This window comes from Azospirillum sp. 11R-A (genome assembly GCF_049472615.1).
Taxonomy (GTDB): Bacteria; Pseudomonadota; Alphaproteobacteria; order Azospirillales; family Azospirillaceae; genus Azospirillum; species Azospirillum palustre.
Window position 1 is genome coordinate 256,105 of record NZ_JBCEBL010000002.1, and the last position, 18,226, is coordinate 274,330.

17 protein-coding genes are annotated in these 18,226 nt (G+C 68.1%); 7 read left to right on the forward strand and 10 right to left on the reverse strand.

Annotated features, from left to right (window positions below):
• Positions 1 to 58 precede the first annotated feature (58 nt).
• Positions 59 to 700 (reverse strand): TlpA family protein disulfide reductase, encoded by a 642-nt coding sequence (locus tag VH569_RS04820; protein WP_423314368.1) that lies wholly within the window; start codon positions 698 to 700, stop codon positions 59 to 61.
• Positions 701 to 789: 89 nt separating this feature from the next.
• Between VH569_RS04820 and argH the strand changes: the two genes are divergently transcribed.
• The 3 genes from argH to lysA are packed head-to-tail and all read left to right on the forward strand — an operon-like array spanning position 790 to position 3,733.
• On the forward strand, positions 790 to 2,238 hold the full coding sequence (gene argH / locus VH569_RS04825) for an argininosuccinate lyase (protein WP_423314369.1): 1,449 nt from the start codon (positions 790 to 792) through the stop codon (positions 2,236 to 2,238).
• Entirely contained in the window at positions 2,235 to 2,441 is a 207-nt protein-coding gene (locus VH569_RS04830; RefSeq protein WP_423314370.1) for a hypothetical protein, read from the forward strand. Before argH ends, VH569_RS04830 begins: the two co-directional genes overlap by 4 nt.
• Positions 2,442 to 2,473: 32 nt before the next feature.
• Positions 2,474 to 3,733 carry a diaminopimelate decarboxylase gene (gene lysA, locus VH569_RS04835; protein WP_423314510.1) on the forward strand — a complete coding sequence of 420 codons (1,260 nt, stop codon included), beginning with the start codon at positions 2,474 to 2,476 and terminating at the stop codon, positions 3,731 to 3,733.
• Positions 3,734 to 3,794: 61 nt separating this feature from the next.
• On the opposite strand, the gene VH569_RS04840 is transcribed toward lysA, so the two are convergent.
• From VH569_RS04840 to VH569_RS04850, 3 genes are all read right to left on the reverse strand, one after another.
• Positions 3,795 to 4,220 carry a TerB family tellurite resistance protein gene (locus VH569_RS04840; protein WP_423314371.1) on the reverse strand — a complete coding sequence of 142 codons (426 nt, stop codon included), beginning with the start codon at positions 4,218 to 4,220 and terminating at the stop codon, positions 3,795 to 3,797.
• Between the two features lie 104 nt (positions 4,221 to 4,324).
• Positions 4,325 to 4,570 (reverse strand): toxin-antitoxin system HicB family antitoxin, encoded by a 246-nt coding sequence (locus tag VH569_RS04845; RefSeq protein ID WP_423314372.1) that lies wholly within the window; start codon positions 4,568 to 4,570, stop codon positions 4,325 to 4,327.
• The gene (locus VH569_RS04850; RefSeq protein WP_423314373.1) at positions 4,567 to 4,992 is read right to left on the reverse strand and encodes a putative toxin-antitoxin system toxin component, PIN family; all 426 of its coding nucleotides are present in this window, start codon (positions 4,990 to 4,992) and stop codon (positions 4,567 to 4,569) included. The genes VH569_RS04845 and VH569_RS04850 overlap by 4 nt, the downstream gene beginning before the upstream one ends.
• Before the next feature lie 223 nt (positions 4,993 to 5,215).
• Here VH569_RS04850 and VH569_RS04855 point away from each other — a divergent pair, with 223 nt between their 5' ends.
• Complete coding sequence (locus VH569_RS04855; protein WP_423314374.1) at positions 5,216 to 8,008, forward strand: response regulator; 2,793 nt, start codon at positions 5,216 to 5,218, stop codon at positions 8,006 to 8,008.
• Between the two features lie 34 nt (positions 8,009 to 8,042).
• Here VH569_RS04855 and VH569_RS04860 read toward each other — a convergent pair whose 3' ends face one another.
• The 3 genes from VH569_RS04860 to VH569_RS04870 all read right to left on the reverse strand — a co-directional run bounded on the left by VH569_RS04860 (position 8,043) and on the right by VH569_RS04870 (position 10,175).
• A complete protein-coding gene (locus tag VH569_RS04860; protein ID WP_423314375.1) occupies positions 8,043 to 8,348 on the reverse strand; it encodes a hypothetical protein in 306 nt (101 codons plus the stop codon).
• Between the two features lie 155 nt (positions 8,349 to 8,503).
• Positions 8,504 to 9,517 (reverse strand): inorganic phosphate transporter, encoded by a 1,014-nt coding sequence (locus VH569_RS04865; protein ID WP_423314376.1) that lies wholly within the window; start codon positions 9,515 to 9,517, stop codon positions 8,504 to 8,506.
• Between the two features lie 13 nt (positions 9,518 to 9,530).
• Complete coding sequence (locus VH569_RS04870; protein WP_109048552.1) at positions 9,531 to 10,175, reverse strand: DUF47 domain-containing protein; 645 nt, start codon at positions 10,173 to 10,175, stop codon at positions 9,531 to 9,533.
• A gap of 269 nt (positions 10,176 to 10,444) precedes the next feature.
• Here VH569_RS04870 and VH569_RS04875 point away from each other — a divergent pair, with 269 nt between their 5' ends.
• Positions 10,445 to 10,954, forward strand: a complete 510-nt coding sequence (locus VH569_RS04875; protein WP_423314377.1) for a hypothetical protein — start codon at positions 10,445 to 10,447, stop codon at positions 10,952 to 10,954.
• A 6-nt stretch (positions 10,955 to 10,960) separates the two neighbouring features.
• On the opposite strand, the gene VH569_RS04880 is transcribed toward VH569_RS04875, so the two are convergent.
• The 3 genes from VH569_RS04880 to VH569_RS04890 all read right to left on the reverse strand — a co-directional run bounded on the left by VH569_RS04880 (position 10,961) and on the right by VH569_RS04890 (position 15,431).
• Positions 10,961 to 12,742: a glycosyl hydrolase family 17 protein gene (locus VH569_RS04880; protein ID WP_423314378.1), complete on the reverse strand. Its 1,782-nt coding sequence runs from the start codon at positions 12,740 to 12,742 to the stop codon at positions 10,961 to 10,963.
• Positions 12,743 to 12,977: 235 nt separating this feature from the next.
• On the reverse strand, positions 12,978 to 13,751 hold the full coding sequence (locus VH569_RS04885) for a ferredoxin--NADP reductase (protein WP_423314379.1): 774 nt from the start codon (positions 13,749 to 13,751) through the stop codon (positions 12,978 to 12,980).
• A gap of 237 nt (positions 13,752 to 13,988) precedes the next feature.
• Positions 13,989 to 15,431, reverse strand: coding sequence for a helix-turn-helix domain-containing protein (locus VH569_RS04890; RefSeq protein ID WP_098736258.1), 1,443 nt, complete (start codon positions 15,429 to 15,431; stop codon positions 13,989 to 13,991).
• A gap of 316 nt (positions 15,432 to 15,747) precedes the next feature.
• Between VH569_RS04890 and aceA the strand changes: the two genes are divergently transcribed.
• A complete protein-coding gene (gene aceA, locus VH569_RS04895; protein ID WP_423314380.1) occupies positions 15,748 to 17,025 on the forward strand; it encodes an isocitrate lyase in 1,278 nt (425 codons plus the stop codon).
• 576 nt (positions 17,026 to 17,601) lie between these two features.
• A complete protein-coding gene (locus VH569_RS04900) occupies positions 17,602 to 18,165 on the forward strand; it encodes a DJ-1/PfpI family protein (protein ID WP_109048549.1) in 564 nt (187 codons plus the stop codon).
• The last annotated feature ends 61 nt before the right edge of the window (positions 18,166 to 18,226 follow it).

Here is an 18,226-nt window from a genome sequence, read left to right on the forward strand (position 1 = left end):
CATGGCTCAAAACAGACGGAAAGTTATCTCCCCACTCTACCCCATGGCCGCCGCATCGTCAGCCTCGGGTCTTCATCACGCCGCGGTCGCGGGCCGGCCCGCTGCCGTTGCCTCCTGCACGGCCGAGGAACTGGCGCAGGAAGGCGACGACCTCCGGCGAATCCCACTCCACCGCCCCCTCGACGCGGCCAAGCTCACGGCCCTCGGGATCGACCAGGATGGTGGTGGGCAGGCCGCGCAAGGACAGCGCCTTCATCGACTCCGAACCCGGATCGAGGAACACCGTCAGATGCTCCACCCCCGTCTTCTTATAGAAGGGCTCCACCGCCGTCCGCCCGCCGCGGTCCAGCGACAGCGCCACCACCTGGAAGGCATCGCCGCCCAGTTGGGCCTGGAGCCGGTCGAGCGACGGCATCTCCTTCACGCACGGCCCGCACCAAGTCGCCCACAGGTTCAGCAGGATCACCCGGTCCTTGAAATCGGCCAGATCGACCCGCCGCCCCTCGGCATCGACGAAGGACAAGGGCGGCATCGGCTTGGGCTCTGCCCCCTTGAACTTCTCCAGCTTGTCGGCACCGGTGGAGGCGACGGGCGTGGCCGTCAGCCCGGCATCGGGCGCGCCCAGCCGCACCACCTCCGGCGCTGCGGCACCGGGGTTGGGCGCCGCACCGGCGCTCCACCACAGGCCGGCCCCGGCCATGCACACACAAACCGTTGCGACCGCCGTCAAAGTCCGCATACTCACGCTTCCTCGCTCCCCTTCACCCGAATGCCCCGGTATCCGTCCCCATGAGCGCCGATCAGACCACGCCGACTTCCGCCGCCCCGACCGGTGCCCCCACGGGCTCTGCCGCACCCGCCGCCAGCCAGATGTGGGGCGGGCGATTCGCCCGCGGTCCCGCCGCCATCATGGAGAAGATCAACGCCTCCATCGGCTTCGATAAGCGGCTCGCCGACCAGGACATCGCCGGGTCGAAGGCCCATGCCGCGATGCTGGCCAAGCAGGGCATCATAACCCAGGCCGACGCCGACGCCATCATCGACGGGCTCGACCGCGTAAAGGCAGAGATTGACGCCGGCAGCTTCACCTTCAAGGTGGAGCTGGAGGACATCCACATGAATGTGGAGGCCCGGCTGGCAGACCTGATCGGCGAACCGGCCAAGCGCCTGCACACCGGCCGCTCGCGCAACGACCAGGTGGCGACCGATTTCAAGCTGTGGGTGCGCGACGCCATCGACCGGACCATCGCCGGCCTGACCGCGCTGCAGACCGCGCTGATCGACCTGGCGGAGCAGCACACCGGCACGGTGATGCCCGGCTTCACCCATTTGCAGGCGGCGCAGCCGATCAGCTTCGCCCATCACCTGCTGGCCTATGTCGAGATGTTCGGGCGCGACCGCAGCCGCTTCCGCGACGCCCGCTGCCGGCTGAACGAATGCCCGCTGGGCTCGGCGGCGCTGGCCGGCACGCCCTACCCCATCGACCGCTTCATGACGGCGGAGGCGCTGGGCTTCAACCGGCCGACCGCCAACTCGCTGGATGCGGTGTCCGACCGCGACTTCGCGCTGGAATATCTGTCGGCGGCGTCGATCTGCGGCATGCACCTGTCGCGCTTCGCCGAAGAGATCGTGATCTGGTGCTCGGCCCAGTTCCGCTTCATCAAGCTGTCGGACGCCTTCACCACCGGCTCGTCGATCATGCCGCAGAAGAAGAACCCCGACGCGGCGGAGCTGGTGCGCGCCAAGGCCGGCCGGGTGATCGGTTCGCTGAACAGCCTGCTGATCTCCATGAAGGGCCTGCCGCTGGCCTATTCCAAGGACATGCAGGAAGACAAGGAGCCGGTGTTCGAGGCCGACGACACGCTGGCGCTCTGCATCGCCGCCATGGAAGGCATGGTGCGCGACATGCAGCCCAACGTCCCGGCGATGCGCGAGGCGGCCGACCGCGGCTTCCTGAACGCCACCGACCTCGCCGACTGGCTGGTGCGGGAGCTGGACATGCCGTTCCGCGAGGCGCACCACGTCACCGGCCGCGCCGTGAAGGCGGCGGAGGACCGGCGCGTCGGCCTGACCGACCTGACGCTGGAAGAGCTCCAGACCATCGAGCCGCGCATCACCGAAGCCGTCTATCCGGCGCTGAGCATCGAGGCGTCGCTGAACAGCCGCACCAGCTTCGGCGGCCCGGCCCCCGTCCGCGTGCAGGAGGCGGTGAAGGCCGCCCGGGAGCGTTTCCTGTGATCAGCCGTCTTCCCCGCTCCGTCACCCTGACCGTTCTCGTCTTGGCCGGCGCCCTGGCGCTGGCCGGCTGCGGCAAGAAGCCGAAGGCCGTCGACAGCCCGGTTCCCGAAGGGCAGGTCGATCCCTTCCCCCGCACCTATCCCAACCCTTCGCTGGACCCGAAGCCCGGTAAGCCGGCCGGTTCCGGAGTCCAGTTCCCATGACCGCCCGCACCGCGTCTCCCAACGGTTCTCCGATGAGCGTCTTCGCCTACCGCAACGGCGTGCTGCATGCCGAATCCGTCTCGCTGGAGGATGTGGCGCGGGAGGTGGGCACCCCCTTCTACCTCTATTCCACCGCAGCGCTGGAGTCGCACTACAACGCCTATGCCGGCGCCTTCGCCGGACAGGATGCCGGCGTCTGCTATGCGCTGAAGGCCAACTCCAACCTTGCCGTCATCCGCACCCTGGCGAAGCTGGGGGCCGGCGGCGACGTGGTGTCGGTGGGCGAGATGAAGCGCGCGCTGGCCGGCGGCATCCCGCCCGAGCGCATCGTCTTCTCCGGCGTCGGCAAGACCCGCGACGACCTGCGCGCCGCCCTTGAGGCCGGCATCCACCAGATCAACGTCGAATCGGTGCCGGAGCTGGAGGCGCTGAGCCAGATCGCCTCGTCCATGGGCGTGGAGGCTCCCATCGCCTTCCGCGTCAACCCGGACGTCGACGCCAAGACCCACGCCAAGATCGCCACCGGCAAGAAAGAGAACAAGTTCGGCATCGACTACGACCACGCGCGCGAGATCTACCGCCGCGCGGCGGCCCTGCCGGGCATCAAGCCGGTCGCCATCGCCGTCCATATCGGCTCGCAGCTGACCGACCTCGCCCCCTTCCGGGCGGCCTACGAGCGGGTTGCGGCGCTGCTGCACCAGCTGCGCGAGGACGGCCACGACATCCAGCGCCTGGATCTCGGCGGCGGGCTCGGCATCACCTACAAGAACGAGGCGCCGCCCGATCTGGCCGACTATGCCGCGATGGTGCGCTCGATCACCGGCAATCTCGGCTGCCGGATCACGCTGGAGCCCGGCCGCTCGCTGGTCGGCAATGCCGGCATCCTGGTCAGCCGCGTCATCTATGTGAAGCAGGGGCTGCACCGCCGCTTCGCCATCGTCGACGCGGCGATGAACGACCTGATCCGCCCGTCGCTGTACGACGCCTGGCATGGCATCGTGCCCGTCGCGGAGCCGGCCGACGGCGCCGTTGCGGAGCCCTACGACGTGGTCGGCCCGGTGTGCGAGAGCGGCGACACCTTCGCCGTGCAGCGCCCGCTGCCGCCGCTGGCCGACGACGACCTCGTCGCCTTCCTGTCGGCCGGCGCCTATGGCGCGGTGATGGCCTCGACCTACAACACCCGGCCGCTGGTGCCGGAGGTTCTGGTCAACGGCGACCGCTTCTCCGTCATCCGCCCCCGCCCGACGGTGGAGGAGATGCTGGCGGCCGAGCGGGTGCCGGACTGGCTGTAAAGGGCTGGCTGTAAAGGACGTCGCCCCCTTCCCGGAAAAGCTAAGGAGGGGGCGGTCCCCGTCACGCGTCCAGCACGAACCGGGCGTTCTTCGCCGTCAGCGCCTCGAAATAGGGGCGCAGGGTCGCGTCGTCGAAGCCGAAGGCCTGCTGGAAGCGGATGATCAGGTCGCGCTCGCCCTGTTCCGCCTCGCCGTCGGCCATGGCGCTGTCGATCATGTTCAGCAGGATGCACAGCCGCTGCTGCTGGTTCAGCTTCGGCACGACCTCGGCCAGGAAGCTGTCCGGCGGGGTGCTGCGGGCATATTTAAGGCAGCCGTCCAGCTCCTCCCGCGAGGCGCGGCGGCCGAGGACGGAGACCAGATGGCCGACCTCCTCCGGGTCGATTTCGCCATCCGACCTCATGCAGTAGACCAGCGACACCACCAGCGCGCGGCGCGGGTTCATCTCCAGCGGCGCGTTGCCCTTGAACATATCGAACAGACCCATCGCTCGACCTCCCCAATGGTTCAGACGCCTGCCCATCTGGGCCCATGGGGCAAGCCGCGCAAGATGGGTGGCGGCGCGATTTTTTCAAAGACTGCGGCTGGACTTCAGTCCAGCCTGTCATCCTCACGCGGCTGGTTCCCGACGCCGGAACGCGCCAGGATGGACTTGGCCTGACCACGGGCCGCCCGGTTGCCACGTGCAGCGAAGTAGCGCTCCGCCTCCGCCTGGGCACCGACCCGTGATGCGAGCGCAGTGGCAATGTACTGGTTCAGACTGACGCCTGCGGCCTCCGCTTGGGCAGTGGCTTCCTTCTTCAGATCGTCAGGGATCCGCAGCGGAAAGGTGGTCATGCTCGAAGTCTCCTGAGAATATCCTTCGGTCGTTCGACTGGGATACCGAAGGATGACGCTCCAGCCGCCAAGTCGGCAAGATTGAAGCTGGCGATGGCGTCTGCCGAACCGTTGATCGCCGTTTCGAGCACAAGGTCATCGTCCGGATCGGACGCGCCAGGGCGCCAGCGATAATCGAAAGCGACCGGAATGCAGAGCGCCGCGATCTCGTCCAACACGCCAAGAACGTCAGGCACAGCGATACCGAACTTTGCAAGATTGCCCGGTCTGGTCAGGACAGCTTCATACTCGATCATAAGCGTGGTCGAGAGGAGAAGATGGGCCTTACCATCCAAAATCTCCAGCAGCAGATGACGGGACGCTCCTTCCGGACTGTGGAAGGCCGCAAACAGCACATCGGTATCAAGGACCAGTCTCAGCATCGTGATATCATATATGATATCAGAGCCCAATGTCCAGTTTTCTCCCTCAGCGCCATTCCCTTCCCAACCCAGCCCCGCAAGCCCCCTGAAACTGTCCGGCCATCGGGGCAAACCCCAAGCCTCTCCCGGTCGAATAGCGCAGCCGTCCCATCGGATTCGTGATAGTTTGGATGTGAAGTTTCGGGCGGGCCGCATCGCGCATCGGCACACAAAAGGGGGATTTGTGGGACGCTTCCTACGGGGCGCGCTGGTGGTGGTCGTCGTGCTGGCCGCATTGGCGGGCAACGCGGCCCACAGGGTCTATTACGATTACCAGGACACCCAGCAGCGCCGCTTCGCCCTGGTGCAGGACATGGCCCGGCTGGTCGACGACCATGTCCGCCGCACGGTGCACACGGCCGACGTAGCGCTCGACCAGACGGCGGCCATGGTGGCGGAGGCCCGCGGCCTGCAGAAGCTGCGCGACCTGAAGCATTGGGCCCGTCTGCGCGAATATGCCGCCCAGGTCGAGGGCGCCGACGCCATCTGGATTTACGACGCCGACGGCCGGGCCGTGCTCGAGTCGGCCAGCTTTCCCAACCGCATCGCCGATTTCGCCGACCAGAGCGGTCTGGAGGCCCTGCGCGGCGGGATGCGCCTGCACATCGGCGCGGCGCAGCCGGTCCGGACCGGGTCCTATCCGCTCGTCTTTCCGGTTTCCCGCCCGCTGCATGACGACGAGGGGCGCTTCGTCGGGGTGGCATCCGTGTCGATCCGGGTCAACCACCTGACCGACTTCTACAGCATTCCGGGCTTCGAATTCGATCCGCTGATCGCCGTCTACCGGCCGAACGGCGAGGTGGTCGCCCGCCGCCCGGAACCCGAAGCCTCGGCCGGCCGCACGGCCGCCGCCGCGCCGCTGTTCCAGTCCCGGCTGCGCGAGGCGCCGGAGGGGCAGTTGCTGTCGGCGTCGCCGCTGGACGGGGTGCTGCGCATCGCCGCCTACCGGACCGTCCGCGACTATGGTCTGGTGGTGCTGGCCGGCATCGACCGGGAAGAGGCGATGGCCGTATGGCGCACCCGCACTCTGCACACAGTGGTGGAGACCCTCGTCGGCCTGCTGGCGGTCCTCGGGATGCTGGCCTGGGGGATGCGCTATCTCGACCGCGAGCGCAAGGCGCAGGTGGCCCTAGCCGAGGCGCGGAACGCGGTGGAGCGGACCAGCGCCGAACGCGACGAGAGCGCCCGGCTCGCCACCGCGCTGAACCATGCCCGCGACATGGCGGAAAGCGCGCGGCAGGCCGCCGAGGCCGCCAACCGGGCCAAGGGCGAGTTCCTGGCCGGGCTGAGCCACGAGCTGCGCACACCGCTGAACGCCGTCATCGGCTTCGCCGACCTGATCGCCCGCGAGGCGGAGGGGCCGGTCGGCACGCCGTCCTACCGGCAATATGCCGCCAATGTCCGCGACAGCGGCCAGCATGTGCTGGAGCTGATCAACGAGATCCTCGACCATGCGCGGGCGGAAGCCGGGGCGCTGACCATCGAGGAGGGGCACTGCGACCTGGAGGCCGCGGCGGATTTCGCCGTCCGCATGCTGACCCCGCGGGCGGAGCGCGCCGGCGTGCTGCTGTCGGCGGTGGTGGCGCCGGCGGTGGGCGCCTTACGCGGAGACGACCGCCGCATCCGCCAGATCCTGCTGAACCTGATCGCCAACGGGGTGAAATACACGCCGTCGGGCGGATCGGTGACGCTGTCCGCCCTGCTGGAGGACGGCACGCCGGTGATCCGCATCACCGACACCGGGCTGGGCATCCCGGCCGAGGATCTGGATCGCGTGCTGGAGCCCTTCGCCCGTGTCGAGAGTGCCGACCACCGCGGGGTCGAGGGCGCCGGGCTGGGCCTGCCGCTGACCAAGCGGCTGGTCGAACTGCATGGCGGCACGCTGGCGCTGCGCAGCACGCTGGGCGTCGGCACCACGGTGACGGTGCGGCTGCCGGCGAACCGCCTGTTGCCGGCGGAGGCGCTGGGCATGCCGGCGACACCGCCGGCCCGGCCGGCCCCCGCCACCAACTCTGCCGCCAGCTCTGCCGCCAGCCCGTCCATCGCCCCATCCCTCACCGTCCCCGCACAGCCCCTGGCCCAGCCCTTGGCGCCTGCGCTGTCCCCGCCGCCGTCCGGACCGTTGTCGATCCTGCTGGTGGACGATGATCCGACCGTGCGCGACATGGTGGCCGGTCTGCTGCGCGGCTGGGGCCATCGGGTGATCGCGGCGACCAACGCCAACGAAGCGCTGGTGGTGCTGGACGGGCCGGAAAAGCTCGATCTGCTGCTCAGCGACGTCGTCATGCCGCCGGGCATGGACGGGACGGAACTGGCCCGGCACACCGCCCGCATGCGCCCGGGCCTGCCGGTTCTGCTGGCCTCCGGCTTCGCCGCCCATGCCGTCGGTACGCCTGCCGGCTTCGGCCCCAACGTGGCGATGATCGCCAAGCCCTTCTCCATCGAGGATCTGCGCCGGCAGCTTGCCCGCATCGCCGGCCGGCGGGTGGGAGCGGCACCCCAGGCCCAGGCGATGGCGGCCCAGGCAATCGCTGCCCCGCCCCCTGCTCAGCCCCCTGCCCCGCCCACTCCCCGCCCCGCCGGACCGCCGCGCCTGCTGATCGCCGAGGATCTGTCGATCAACCGCGAACTGCTGGCGGCGCTGTTCAAGGACAGCGGTTACCGCATCGATCTGGTGGCCGACGGCGCCGCGGCGGTGGAGGCGGTGAAGGCCGGCGACTACGACCTCGTGCTGATGGACGTGCAGATGCCGGAGATGGACGGGCTGGAGGCGAGCCGGATCATCCGCGCCATGCCGCCGCCGCGCGGCGACCTGCCGATCCTGGCGCTGACCGCCGGTTCGTCGGACGAGGAGCGGCGCGACTGCCGTGACGCCGGCATGAACGGGCACATCGGCAAGCCCTATGAGCGCGACCTGCTGTTGCGTCAGATCGCCCGCACGCTGGCTGCCGGGCGCAGCCGCACCGGCGCCGCCTGAAGGCCCGCTCTCTAGCCGGTCAGGGCTGCTCCGGTCAGGGCTGCTCGAACACCCTTGGGAAATGGGCGAGACGCCGGCCGAACAGGCTTTGCGGCGTGGCGTCGGTCACGACCGGCTCCGCCTGATTGGCAGGCAGCGGCGCCATCGGCAGGGGCGTGGAGGACAGCGCGCGCGCCGAGGTCGGGCGGGGGCGGCGTTCCGTCTTCTCGGGTGGGGCGTAGAAATGCAGGGTCAGCTGGCCGTCGGCTTCCGCCGCATAGGGCAAGCCCGGGACCGTCCGGCGTTCGGTGCCGGGAAGCACATACTGCTCACCTTGGTCGGTGCGTTCGATATGCGGCATGACCGGTATCCTGTCTCCACCGGACCGATCCTGCCGTTCCCGCCCTTGCGGGTCAAGGGCGGGCTGCGTCACGAAGGGCTTATCCGATCGTACCGGTATCCGCCCCCTCGTCCGCCCCCTCGTTCACAGGGTGTTCTCCCCCCGGATCGAGGCCCTTACGGGTGCAGGACGCTGGCCACCAGCAGGTAGGACAGCCAGGCGACGATGCCGGAGGCGGGAATCGTCAGCACCCAGGCCCAGACGATTCGGCCCGCCAGCCCCCAGCGCACCGCCGAGGTCCGGCGGGCGGAGCCGACGCCGACGATGGCGCCGGTGATGGTGTGGGTGGTCGAAACCGGGATGCCCAGCCACGTCGCGCCGAACAGCGTGATGGCGCCCGCCGTCTCGGCGCAGAAGCCCTGGTAGGGCTTCAGGTCGGTGATGCGCGACCCCATGGTGCGGACGATGCGCCAGCCGCCCATCATGGTGCCCAGCCCCATCGCCAGTTGGCAGGCGATGATGACCCAGAAGGGAACGTGGAAGGTATCGCCCAGCATGCCCTGGCTGAACAGCAGGACGGCGATGATGCCCATCGTCTTCTGCGCGTCGTTGCCGCCATGGCCCAGGCTGTACAGCGCCGCCGAGACGAGCTGCCAGTGCCGGAACTGGCGGTCGACCGCGAAGGGGGCGGCCCGGCGCAGCGCCCAGGACAGCACCAGCATCAGGAACAGCGCCAGCAAGAGGCCGATGCCGGGCGACAGCACGATGGCGACCGCCGTCTTGGTGAAGCCGCTGCCGATGATGGCGCCGAAGCCGGCCTTGGCGATGCCCGCCCCGGCGATGCCGCCGACCAGCGCATGCGAGGAGGAGGACGGCAGCCCGAGATACCAGGTGATCAGGTTCCAGCCGATGGCGCCGACCAGCGCCGCCAGGATCACCGCCGGGTCCATCACCAGCGGATCGACCAGCCCGGTGCCGATGGTGGTGGCGACATGCAGGCCGAAGAACAGGAAGGCGATGAAATTGAAGAAGGCCGCCCAAAGGACGGCCAGCTTGGGCGACAGCACGCGGGTCGACACCACGGTGGCGATGGAGTTCGCCGCGTCGTGCAGGCCGTTGATGAAGTCGAAGGCGAGCGCCACCAGAACGATGACGGCGATCGCCGGCAGGCCGAGTTGCAGGGCCTCCATGATCGGGGCCGCCTCAGACCTGATCGAGCGTGATGCCCGCGACCAGGTCGCCGACGTCGTCGCACCGGTCGGTCACCGCCTCCAGCATCTCGTACAGCTCGCGCCGGCCGAGGAAGGCGATCATGTCCGGCTTCTCCGCGATCAGCGACTGCAAGGCGCTGCGCAGGATGTCGTCGGCCTCGTCCTCGATGTCGGACAGCCGGCCGCAGAGATGGTCGATCCGCTCGGCGTTGCGGGCGATGGAGCCCAGCAGCGGCATCAGCTCGACCAGCACGTCAGCCTGCTGGCGGATCAGGGCGACGAAGCGGCGCATCGGCTCGTCGAACGCCTCGATGCCATAGAGGCCGGCATGGCGCGGCACCTCGTCCATCAGGTCGATGGCGTCGTCCAGCGCGTTGATCAGCGACAGGATGTCCGAGCGGTCGAAGGGGGTGATGAAGGCGCGATGCAGGTCGCGCCCGGCATCCTTGGCGATGCGGTCGGCGTCCTTCTCCACCCGCTTCAGCGCGGCGACCTTCTGCACGCGGTCGTCCGGTCCGGAATCCATCACCGCTTCCAGTGCGATGGATGCTGCCACGATGTGGCGGGCCTGCTCGACGAACTGGTCGACGAAGCGTTCCTCCTTCGGCATCAGCGAACGGAATGCGCGCAGCAGCATGGGACGGTGACTCGCGTAGACTGAATGGTTTGGCGCTGCTCTTAGCACGCTTCGCGGTGCGGTGCAGCGGCGGCATGTCATGTAAAGGTCATGAAACAGTCATTTGGTAGCAAAATCGCCACAGGTTGCGGCACATCGCCGCTTTTCACCCCTCCAACCAATCCGGCAAACCAGTTGGGCCGGCCCCCTTGAGCAGACCCCATGGAAAGCCGCCGGCCGCCTTCCCAAATCTCACCCGAAGCCCCTTCCCCGACCGCAGGGTTCCGCCCATGACGTGCCCACCCCCCGCCTTCCGCCTTGCCGTGCCGGCACTCGCCGTGCTGCTGCTGAGCGCCGCCCCGCTGCATGCCCAGACGGTTCCGCCCGCAGACCCGGCCGGCCGGTGCAGCCCGACCGTCTCGGCCGCGCTCAGCACCTGGGACACCGGGGTCGCGGCGGCGGAGCGTTTCGGCGACAAGGCCGCGGCGGTGGCGCGCGAGAAGGGGCGTGAATATCTGCTGCCGCTGCTGGGGATCGACCCGAAGGCGGTGCCGCCCGACGCCAAGGGCGGCGGCACGACCGACGATGTCGGCCGCGCGCTGGAGGAAAGCCGCAACGATCCCAAGCGCCGCGCCGACCTCTGCGCCGCCATCACCCGCGCGGCGGACGAGGCGAAAAACTCGGCCGGCGCCGGGCTCGACGCGCTGAAACGGGCCCTGGACAACTGGCAGCTGACGCCGCCCGCCGCTCCGGCCCCCGCCCCGGAGACGCCGAAGCAGGACGGGCTGATCAAGACCTGATCTGGATCAGATCCGCCGCAGCGGACGCCGGGCGCTCCACACCCCGGCCAGGAAGGGCAGCGCCAGCAGGACCTGCAGGGCTGCCCAACCCAGCGCTTCCCAGTTCGGCTTGGTCCAGTCGACCTCGTGCAGCGCCTCCATGAAGGGCAGCTGGCCGTAGATCAGCGATTCGAGCGGCACGAAGCCCTCGGCCACCACGGTCAGCAGCGCCGCCAGCAGAAGCCCGAAGCCCAGCACCGACTCGATCGGCAGGCGGCGGACGGCGCCGCACAGGCCACGCGGCGCGCCGTCGGCGACGGGAATTGCCGGACGGAACAGGCTGGCGATGCCGAGAGCGCCGCGTGTCTCCGTCCCCACCGGCCGGCGGGCGGCACGGATCAGGCCCAGCGCCGGCAGCGCCACAGCCGGGATCAGCAGATAGGGGTTGGGGAAGTCGCGGTAGCGGCCGTCATAGACGATCAGCAGCGACCAGACCAGCGCCGCGACGCCCAGCGCCACGGCGCTCCACCGTCCGACCCGCTCGGTGCGGGTCAGGGCCGGGCGGGCGTGGCGCAGGCCGACCAGCGGCTCGCTCGCCAGACCGCCGCTCGCCAGCGTGCGGTGGGCGGTCAGCAGCACCGCCAGCACCAGCGCCGCGGTCAGCGCCAGCATCGCCACGGCCAGCGTGGTGTCCTGCCAGTAATGCTTGCCATGCTCGGCCAGGAAGGCGGCGCGGACATAGAGGGTGGACAGCGCCTGCGCCAGCAGGATCAGCACCGCCCAGCCGGAGCCCGGCACATGGCGGCGCAGCAGCGCCAACCCGCCCAGCAGCACCAGCGCCAGCCCGCTCGACGCCGCGAACAGCCAGGGCCACGCGACATTGCCGACGACCGGCCCGGCCAGCGAGAATTTCGGCGTGCGGTCGGCGTTGTACAGGCCCCAATGGCCGCCGACGGTGCCCTCCAGCTTGGCCTTCCATTCCTGGTCGAAGGCCTCGATCACGTTGTAGTCGAAGCCCTCCTGCTCGGCCATGCGGACGAAGGCGTTGACGAACTTCGCCTTGTTGACCAGCCCCGGCACGGCGGCGCCGCGCGAGCGGCCTTGCGTCGGCCAGCCGGTCTCGCCGACCAGGATCGGCTTGCCCGGAAAGCGGTGGGCGATGGTGCGGTAGCTCTGGCGGATACGCTCGGTCGCCGCCTCGACGCCGGCCGGCACGTCCTCCCAATAGGGCAGCAGGTGGATGGTCAGGTAATCGACATGGTCCGCGATCTGCGGGTATTTCAGCCACCATTCCCACACGTCGGCATAGGACACCGGCTGCTTCACCGCCGCCTTGACGCGGTCGATGTAGCCGGCGACCTGCTCCGGCGTCAGTTCGCGGCGCAGCAGCACCTCGTTGCCGACGATGACGCGGGTGATGATGTCGGGATAGCGGTTGGCGAGGTCGATCAGCGAGGCGATCTCCGCCTCGTTCTTGTCGGTCCGCGAGGACAGCCATGCCCCCATGGTGACCTGCATGCCATGCTTGCGCGCCAGTTCCGGCACCACCTGCAAGCCTTCCAGCGAGGTGTAGGTGCGGATGCCGGCCACCTGCGGCGCCAGCGCGACCAGGTCTTCCTCGATCTGGGCGGTGGAGGGCAGCACACCGGTCAGCGGGCTCTGCCCGTCGCGGAAGGGCGCGAAGGACACGCTGCGCAGCTTGCCGCCGGGTGGCGGGTCGAGCGGCACCGGCAGGTTCGGCAGGGACCAGACGGCGAGATTCGCGAGGCCGGCGACGATCATCGCGGCAAGGATGAGGATCAGGCGCATGGGCGGGATGTCTACACCAAAGGCTTGACGGTTTGAACGGTGACCGTCGCACCAACAGGCCGGACGGCGATTTTATTCACGGACACGGACAGAAAATGGGCGCGCCCCCCAAAGGAGGCGCGCCCAGTCGGTCAAGGATTGAGTGACGTGCCTTCGTCACGGATTGGTAAACCGGCGGACGGGGGCGTTTATTCCGTGGGAAATTGCATCCCCGCCCCCAATTTCACCGCTCGCTTCAGCGTTCGACGAACGCCTTTTCGATGACGAAGCCGCCCGGCTCGCCGTTGGTGCCCATGACGAAGCCGCGCTTTTCCATCATCGCGGTGGTCTCGGCCAGCATGGCCGGGCTGCCGCAGATCATCACGCGGTCCTTCTCGGCATCCAGTTCCGGCAGGCCGAGGTCCTCGTAAATCTTGCCGGTTTCCATCAGCGTGGTCAGGCGGCCCTGGTTGCGGAAGGGCTCGCGCGTCACGGTCGGGTAATAGAGCAGCTTTTCCTTCACCTGCTCGCCGAAGAACTCGTTCTCCGGCAGGCTGTGGTGGATCAGGTCGTCATAGGCCAGCTCCGCCACGGTGCGGGTGCCGTGGGTCAGGATCACCCGGTCGAACTTCTCGTACATCTCCGGGTCCTTGATGATGCTGAGGAACGGCGCCAGTCCGGTGCCGGTGCTCAGCAGATACAGGTTCCGCCCGGGAAGCAGGTTGTCGGCGATCAGCGTGCCGGTCGCCTTGCGGTTCACCAGCAGCGTGTCGCCTTCCTTCAGATGCTGGAGCCGCGAGGTCAGCGGGCCGTCCTGCACCTTGATGCTGAAGAACTCCAGCGTCTCCTCGTAATGCGCGCTGACGAGGCTGTAGGCACGCAGCAGGGGCCGGCCTTCGACCTCCAGCCCGATCATGGTGAACTGCCCCGGCAGGAAGCGGAAGGACGGATCGCGCGTGGTGGTGAAGCTGAACAGCGTGTCGGTCCAGTGGTGAACGGTCAGCACGCGCTCTTTGATCAGATTGCTCATTTGGGCGTTCCAAAACCTGTCGGCGCCAAGCTCTGTTGGCAATGTTCAATACCAAAGTCCGGGACGCTGCGTTCAGGTGGCCGGCGCGATGACACGAGCGGAGCTGCCGCGACGCAACGGCCGAAACCTATCAACAAACCCGGTCGAAGGCCACGGATTTATACCAGTCAAATGACGGGCTTTCCGGCAAACAACACAGTCTGCGCCGTACAACATTGATCCCGGTCAATCGAATCCTTATTCCGCGCTGGGCGGCGCGAACAGGTAGGGCGACAGGCCGCGCAGATTTTCATCGACGATAAGCCGATGATTCAGCGGCGGAAACGCCCGCTGCGAACAGTCCAGCCGCGGGCAGAGCCGGCAATTCACCCCGATCGGCGTCGCCGCATCGGTGTTGGACAGGTCGAACCCGTCCGCATAGGTGACCTGAGCCGCATGCTGGACGTCGCAGCCCAGCGCCACGGCGAATTGCTGCGGCGGGCTGCGGTGGCCGCCGCCGGCCTTCACCACCGTGCGGGCGATTGAGAAATAGGCGGTGCCGTCCGGCATCTCCGCCATCTGGCTGTGGATCTTGCCCGGCGTGCGGAAGGCCTCGTAGACGATCCAGCGCGGGCAGCCGCCGCCGAAGCGGGCGAAATGGAATCCGGCGCCGGAGAAGCGTTTCGACACGTTGCCGGCGCTGTCCACCCGCATGAAGAAGAAGGGCACGCCCTTGGCCCCTGACCGGTGCAGGGTGGTCAGCCGGTGGCAGACCTGCTCGAACGACGCGTCGAAACGCCGCCGCAGGATTTCGATGTCGTAGCGCAGCTGGGTCGCCGCCTCGTGGAAGCGGGCGTAGGGCATCAGCACCGCCGCGGCGAAATAGTTCGCCAGCCCGATCCGGGTCAGCCGCCGTGCCTCGTCGTCCGACAGGTTGGCGGCATCGACGATGCCGTTCAGCAGGTCGCGGTGGCGCAGCAGCGCGATCTGGCAGGCGAGCTGGAAGGTGCGGCCCGACGGCGCCAGCATCTCCGACAGCAGGATGCGCCGGCTGTGGCGGTCGAAGCGGCGCACCGCATAGCCCATCACCTCCGACGGCAGCAGGCGGACGCGGACGCTGTGCTGGGTGTTCAGCCAGTCGACCAGCCCGCGATAGAGGTCGCCGCGTTCCAGCTTGCCGTCCTGCCACAGGCTTTCCGCCGCCGCCTCCAGCTCCGGGAAATGGTTGGAGTGGGTCTGGAACAGGTCGCGCACCTCGTCCTGCGGGAAGCCGGTGGCCTGCACCAGATGCAGCTTCTCGCGGTCGGCCACCCGCTCCGCCAATGCCTGGAGATCGTCGCGCGCGCCACGGAAGCCGCGATAGAGCGCCACCACCGCCTGCCCCAGCGTCGGCGCCACCGCCGCCAGCTCGCGGAAATCCTGGTTCTTGATGTCGGAGCCGTCGAACAGCTGGTCGGAGAACACCTCGCGCAGGCCGGCCACCAGCCGGCTCTCCTCGTCCTCGGCGAAGGCCTGGAGATCAACGCCGAACTGCTGGCCCAGCTTCAGCAGCAGCGGCACCGTGACGGGGCGCTGGTTGTGCTCGATCAGGTTCAGATAGCTGGGCGAGATGCCGAGCTGGTCGGCCATCTGCGCCTGGGTCAGGCCCTGGTCGCGGCGCAGGCGGCGCACCTTCGGACCCAGCATCGCCTTCTTTTCCATGGTCGCCAAAACCAGCCCCCTCGACGGACCGCAAACTTTACAAGATTTACGGATTTACAGGATTGTGAATATGGCAGTTTACAAACGGACCTTTTTACAAACAAGGGCTTATTGCAACGCACTCGGGCGGGGTTTAAGTCTTGGTTCACGGCCGCGCTGTAAAGCGCAAGCGGCCCCGAAGACACCGGACGGCAGAGCAAGGGCGGGAGGAAACGCCACTGTCCGCAACCGGATGCCGGGACCGACAAAAGGCCCGCCCCGAGACCCCAGTTCCGCCCCGATCGACCGGGCGCACCGGACAAAAGGAACCTGACCCATGTCGCTCGATGAAAAGACCAAGACCGCCATCCACGCCGCCCGTTACGAGGGCATCCGCCGCGACTACACCATGGACGACGTCAAGCGTCTGAGCGGCTCGGTCAAGATCGAGTACACGCTGGCCGAGCTGGGTGCGCGCCGCCTGTGGGAACTGCTGAACACCGAGCCCTACATCAACACCCTGGGCGCCCTGACCGGCAACCAGGCGATGCAGGCGGTCAAGGCCGGCCTGAAGGCCATCTACCTGTCGGGCTGGCAGGTCGCCGGTGACGCCAACACGGCCGGCCAGATGTACCCGGACCAGAGCCTGTATCCGGTGAACTCGGTCCCGGCGGTCGTCGAGCGCATCAACAACACCTTCAAGCGCGCCGACGAGATCCAGACCTCCGAGGGCAAGGGCGACACCTACTGGTTCGCGCCGATCATCGCCGACGCCGAGGCCGGCTTCGGCGGCCCGCTGAACGCCTTCGAACTGATGAAGGCGATGATCAAGGCCGGCGCCGCCGGCGTGCACTGGGAAGACCAGCTGGCGTCGGAAAAGAAGTGCGGCCACCTCGGCGGCAAGGTTCTGATCCCGACGCAGCAGCACATCCGCACGCTGAACGCCGCCCGTCTGGCCGCCGACACCTGCGGCACCTCGACCCTGGTGATCTGCCGCACCGACGCCGAGTCGGCGCAGCTCATCACCTCGGACATCGACGAGCGTGACCATCCCTTCATCGACTTCGACAGCGGCCGCACCAGCGAGGGCTTCTTCCGCCTGAAGAAGGGCATGGGCGTCGATCACTGCATCGCCCGCGGCCTGTCCTACGCGCCGTACTCGGACCTGATGTGGTGGGAGACCTCCAAGCCGAACCTGGACGAAGCCCGCCGCTTCGCCGAGGCCGTGCACAAGCAGTTCCCGGGCAAGATGCTCGCCTACAACTGCTCGCCCTCCTTCAACTGGAAGGCCAACCTGGACGACGCCACCATCGCCAAGTACCAGCGCGAGCTGGGCGCCATGGGCTACAAGTTCCAGTTCGTCACGCTGGCCGGCTTCCACAGCCTGAACTACTCGGCCTTCACCCTGGCCAAGGGCTATGCCGAGCGCGGCATGGCCGCCTACTCCGAACTGCAGCAGGCCGAGTTCGCGGCCGAGAAGGACGGCTACACCGCCACCAAGCACCAGCGCGAAGTCGGCACCGGCTACTTCGACGCGGTCGCCACGGCAATCTCCGGCGGCACCTCCTCGACCACCGCGTACAAGGACTCCACCGAGGCTGACCAGTTCCATTGATCGCAGGTTCCGATCATTGGGAATGGTCCGTGATCCAGTGTGCGAGCTGGATCTTTTCGAACGGCTGATGCTTTGACTTGCCGACGGCCGGGGGCCTTCCCCCCGGCCGCTTTTTTTTGGCCTCGTCTCCGCCGATACGCGGTTCATTCGGAATAATCCTTCGGCGAAGCCACGCCCCCATGGTATGGCAGCCCTGCACCGCATCAACCGGTGGTATGGCCCGGTTGGCCCGAAAGTCTTGAACTGGGCTGGTAAATCCAGCCGAATCCACCGGTTCCGACGGAATCCGGCACGCCGCATCCTTGGGTGCGCCGCGGAATCCCTTGTTGACTTGGGGCCTCATCGGGACCAATTAAGTCCGCATGCTGAAAACAAACCGATCCGGGACGTAAAGGTCCCACACGCCGGCACCCGACCTCGGGGTCCCGGCGGGCGGAACTGGCCGCCGCGCATCCCCATGCGCGGCGATGACCGTTTCCCGACCGCCTTCTGCCCCCGGCGGGTTCTCCCCTGGCCGACATGCCATCGGAGATGCTCCGGCGTTCTATTGGTGAAACGATGAAAGGACAAGACAGTATGGATCAATCGCTCGCAGGAAAGTCCATCGCCATCCTCGTCTCCAACGGCTTCGAAGAAGCGGAGATGACCGAGCCGCAACGCGCTCTTATCAAGACCGGCGCCACGCTGCGCACCATCTCGACCGAGACGGGTCTGGTCAACGGCTGGCACGGCAAGTCCTGGGGCCATTACTTCCCGGTGGACAAGCATCTGAGCGAGGCGCTCGGCGCCGACTTCGACATGCTGCTGCTGCCGGGCGGTGAGCGCAGCGTGGCGAAGCTGCAGCAGTCGGCCCACACCCGCCGCATCGTCGGCCACTTCCTGGATGCCGGCAAGCCGATCGCCGCCATCGACCAGGGCATCCAGCTGCTGGCGATCCCTGGCAAGCTGCGCGGCCGCCTGCTGGCCGCCCCGGAAGCCTACCGCGCCGACCTGACCGCCGCCGGCGGCAAGATCAGCGACGAGGCTCTGGTCGTCGACGACATCACGGTCTCGGCGCTGGGCCAGGACCAGCTGAACGAGTTCGTCGAAGCCGTGGTGAAGCTGTTCACCGAGCTGGGTTCCGTTCGCAAGGCCGCCTGATCTCCATCCTCAGACGGTCCCGAAACGGCCGCCGCACCATCGGGGTGCGGCGGCCGTTTCG

What these genes read in the sequence shown, in the direction of transcription:
- VH569_RS04845 (WP_423314372.1), bottom strand. Translation starts at nt 4,570, where the DNA reads ATGACCACCTTTCCGCTGCGGATCCCTGACGATCTGAAGAAGGAAGCC.
- VH569_RS04900 (WP_109048549.1), top strand. Translation starts at nt 17,602, where the DNA reads ATGGATCAATCGCTCGCAGGAAAGTCCATCGCCATCCTCGTCTCCAAC.
- VH569_RS04885 (WP_423314379.1), bottom strand. Translation starts at nt 13,751, where the DNA reads ATGAGCAATCTGATCAAAGAGCGCGTGCTGACCGTTCACCACTGGACC.
- VH569_RS04850 (WP_423314373.1), bottom strand. Translation starts at nt 4,992, where the DNA reads ATGCTGAGACTGGTCCTTGATACCGATGTGCTGTTTGCGGCCTTCCAC.
- VH569_RS04880 (WP_423314378.1), bottom strand. Translation starts at nt 12,742, where the DNA reads ATGCGCCTGATCCTCATCCTTGCCGCGATGATCGTCGCCGGCCTCGCG.
- VH569_RS04875 (WP_423314377.1), top strand. Translation starts at nt 10,445, where the DNA reads ATGACGTGCCCACCCCCCGCCTTCCGCCTTGCCGTGCCGGCACTCGCC.
- VH569_RS04840 (WP_423314371.1), bottom strand. Translation starts at nt 4,220, where the DNA reads ATGGGTCTGTTCGATATGTTCAAGGGCAACGCGCCGCTGGAGATGAAC.
- VH569_RS04890 (WP_098736258.1), bottom strand. Translation starts at nt 15,431, where the DNA reads ATGGAAAAGAAGGCGATGCTGGGTCCGAAGGTGCGCCGCCTGCGCCGC.
- argH (WP_423314369.1), top strand. Translation starts at nt 790, where the DNA reads ATGAGCGCCGATCAGACCACGCCGACTTCCGCCGCCCCGACCGGTGCC.
- VH569_RS04870 (WP_109048552.1), bottom strand. Translation starts at nt 10,175, where the DNA reads ATGCTGCTGCGCGCATTCCGTTCGCTGATGCCGAAGGAGGAACGCTTC.
- VH569_RS04865 (WP_423314376.1), bottom strand. Translation starts at nt 9,517, where the DNA reads ATGGAGGCCCTGCAACTCGGCCTGCCGGCGATCGCCGTCATCGTTCTG.
- VH569_RS04860 (WP_423314375.1), bottom strand. Translation starts at nt 8,348, where the DNA reads ATGCCGCATATCGAACGCACCGACCAAGGTGAGCAGTATGTGCTTCCC.
- aceA (WP_423314380.1), top strand. Translation starts at nt 15,748, where the DNA reads ATGTCGCTCGATGAAAAGACCAAGACCGCCATCCACGCCGCCCGTTAC.
- lysA (WP_423314510.1), top strand. Translation starts at nt 2,474, where the DNA reads ATGAGCGTCTTCGCCTACCGCAACGGCGTGCTGCATGCCGAATCCGTC.
- VH569_RS04820 (WP_423314368.1), bottom strand. Translation starts at nt 700, where the DNA reads ATGGCCGGGGCCGGCCTGTGGTGGAGCGCCGGTGCGGCGCCCAACCCC.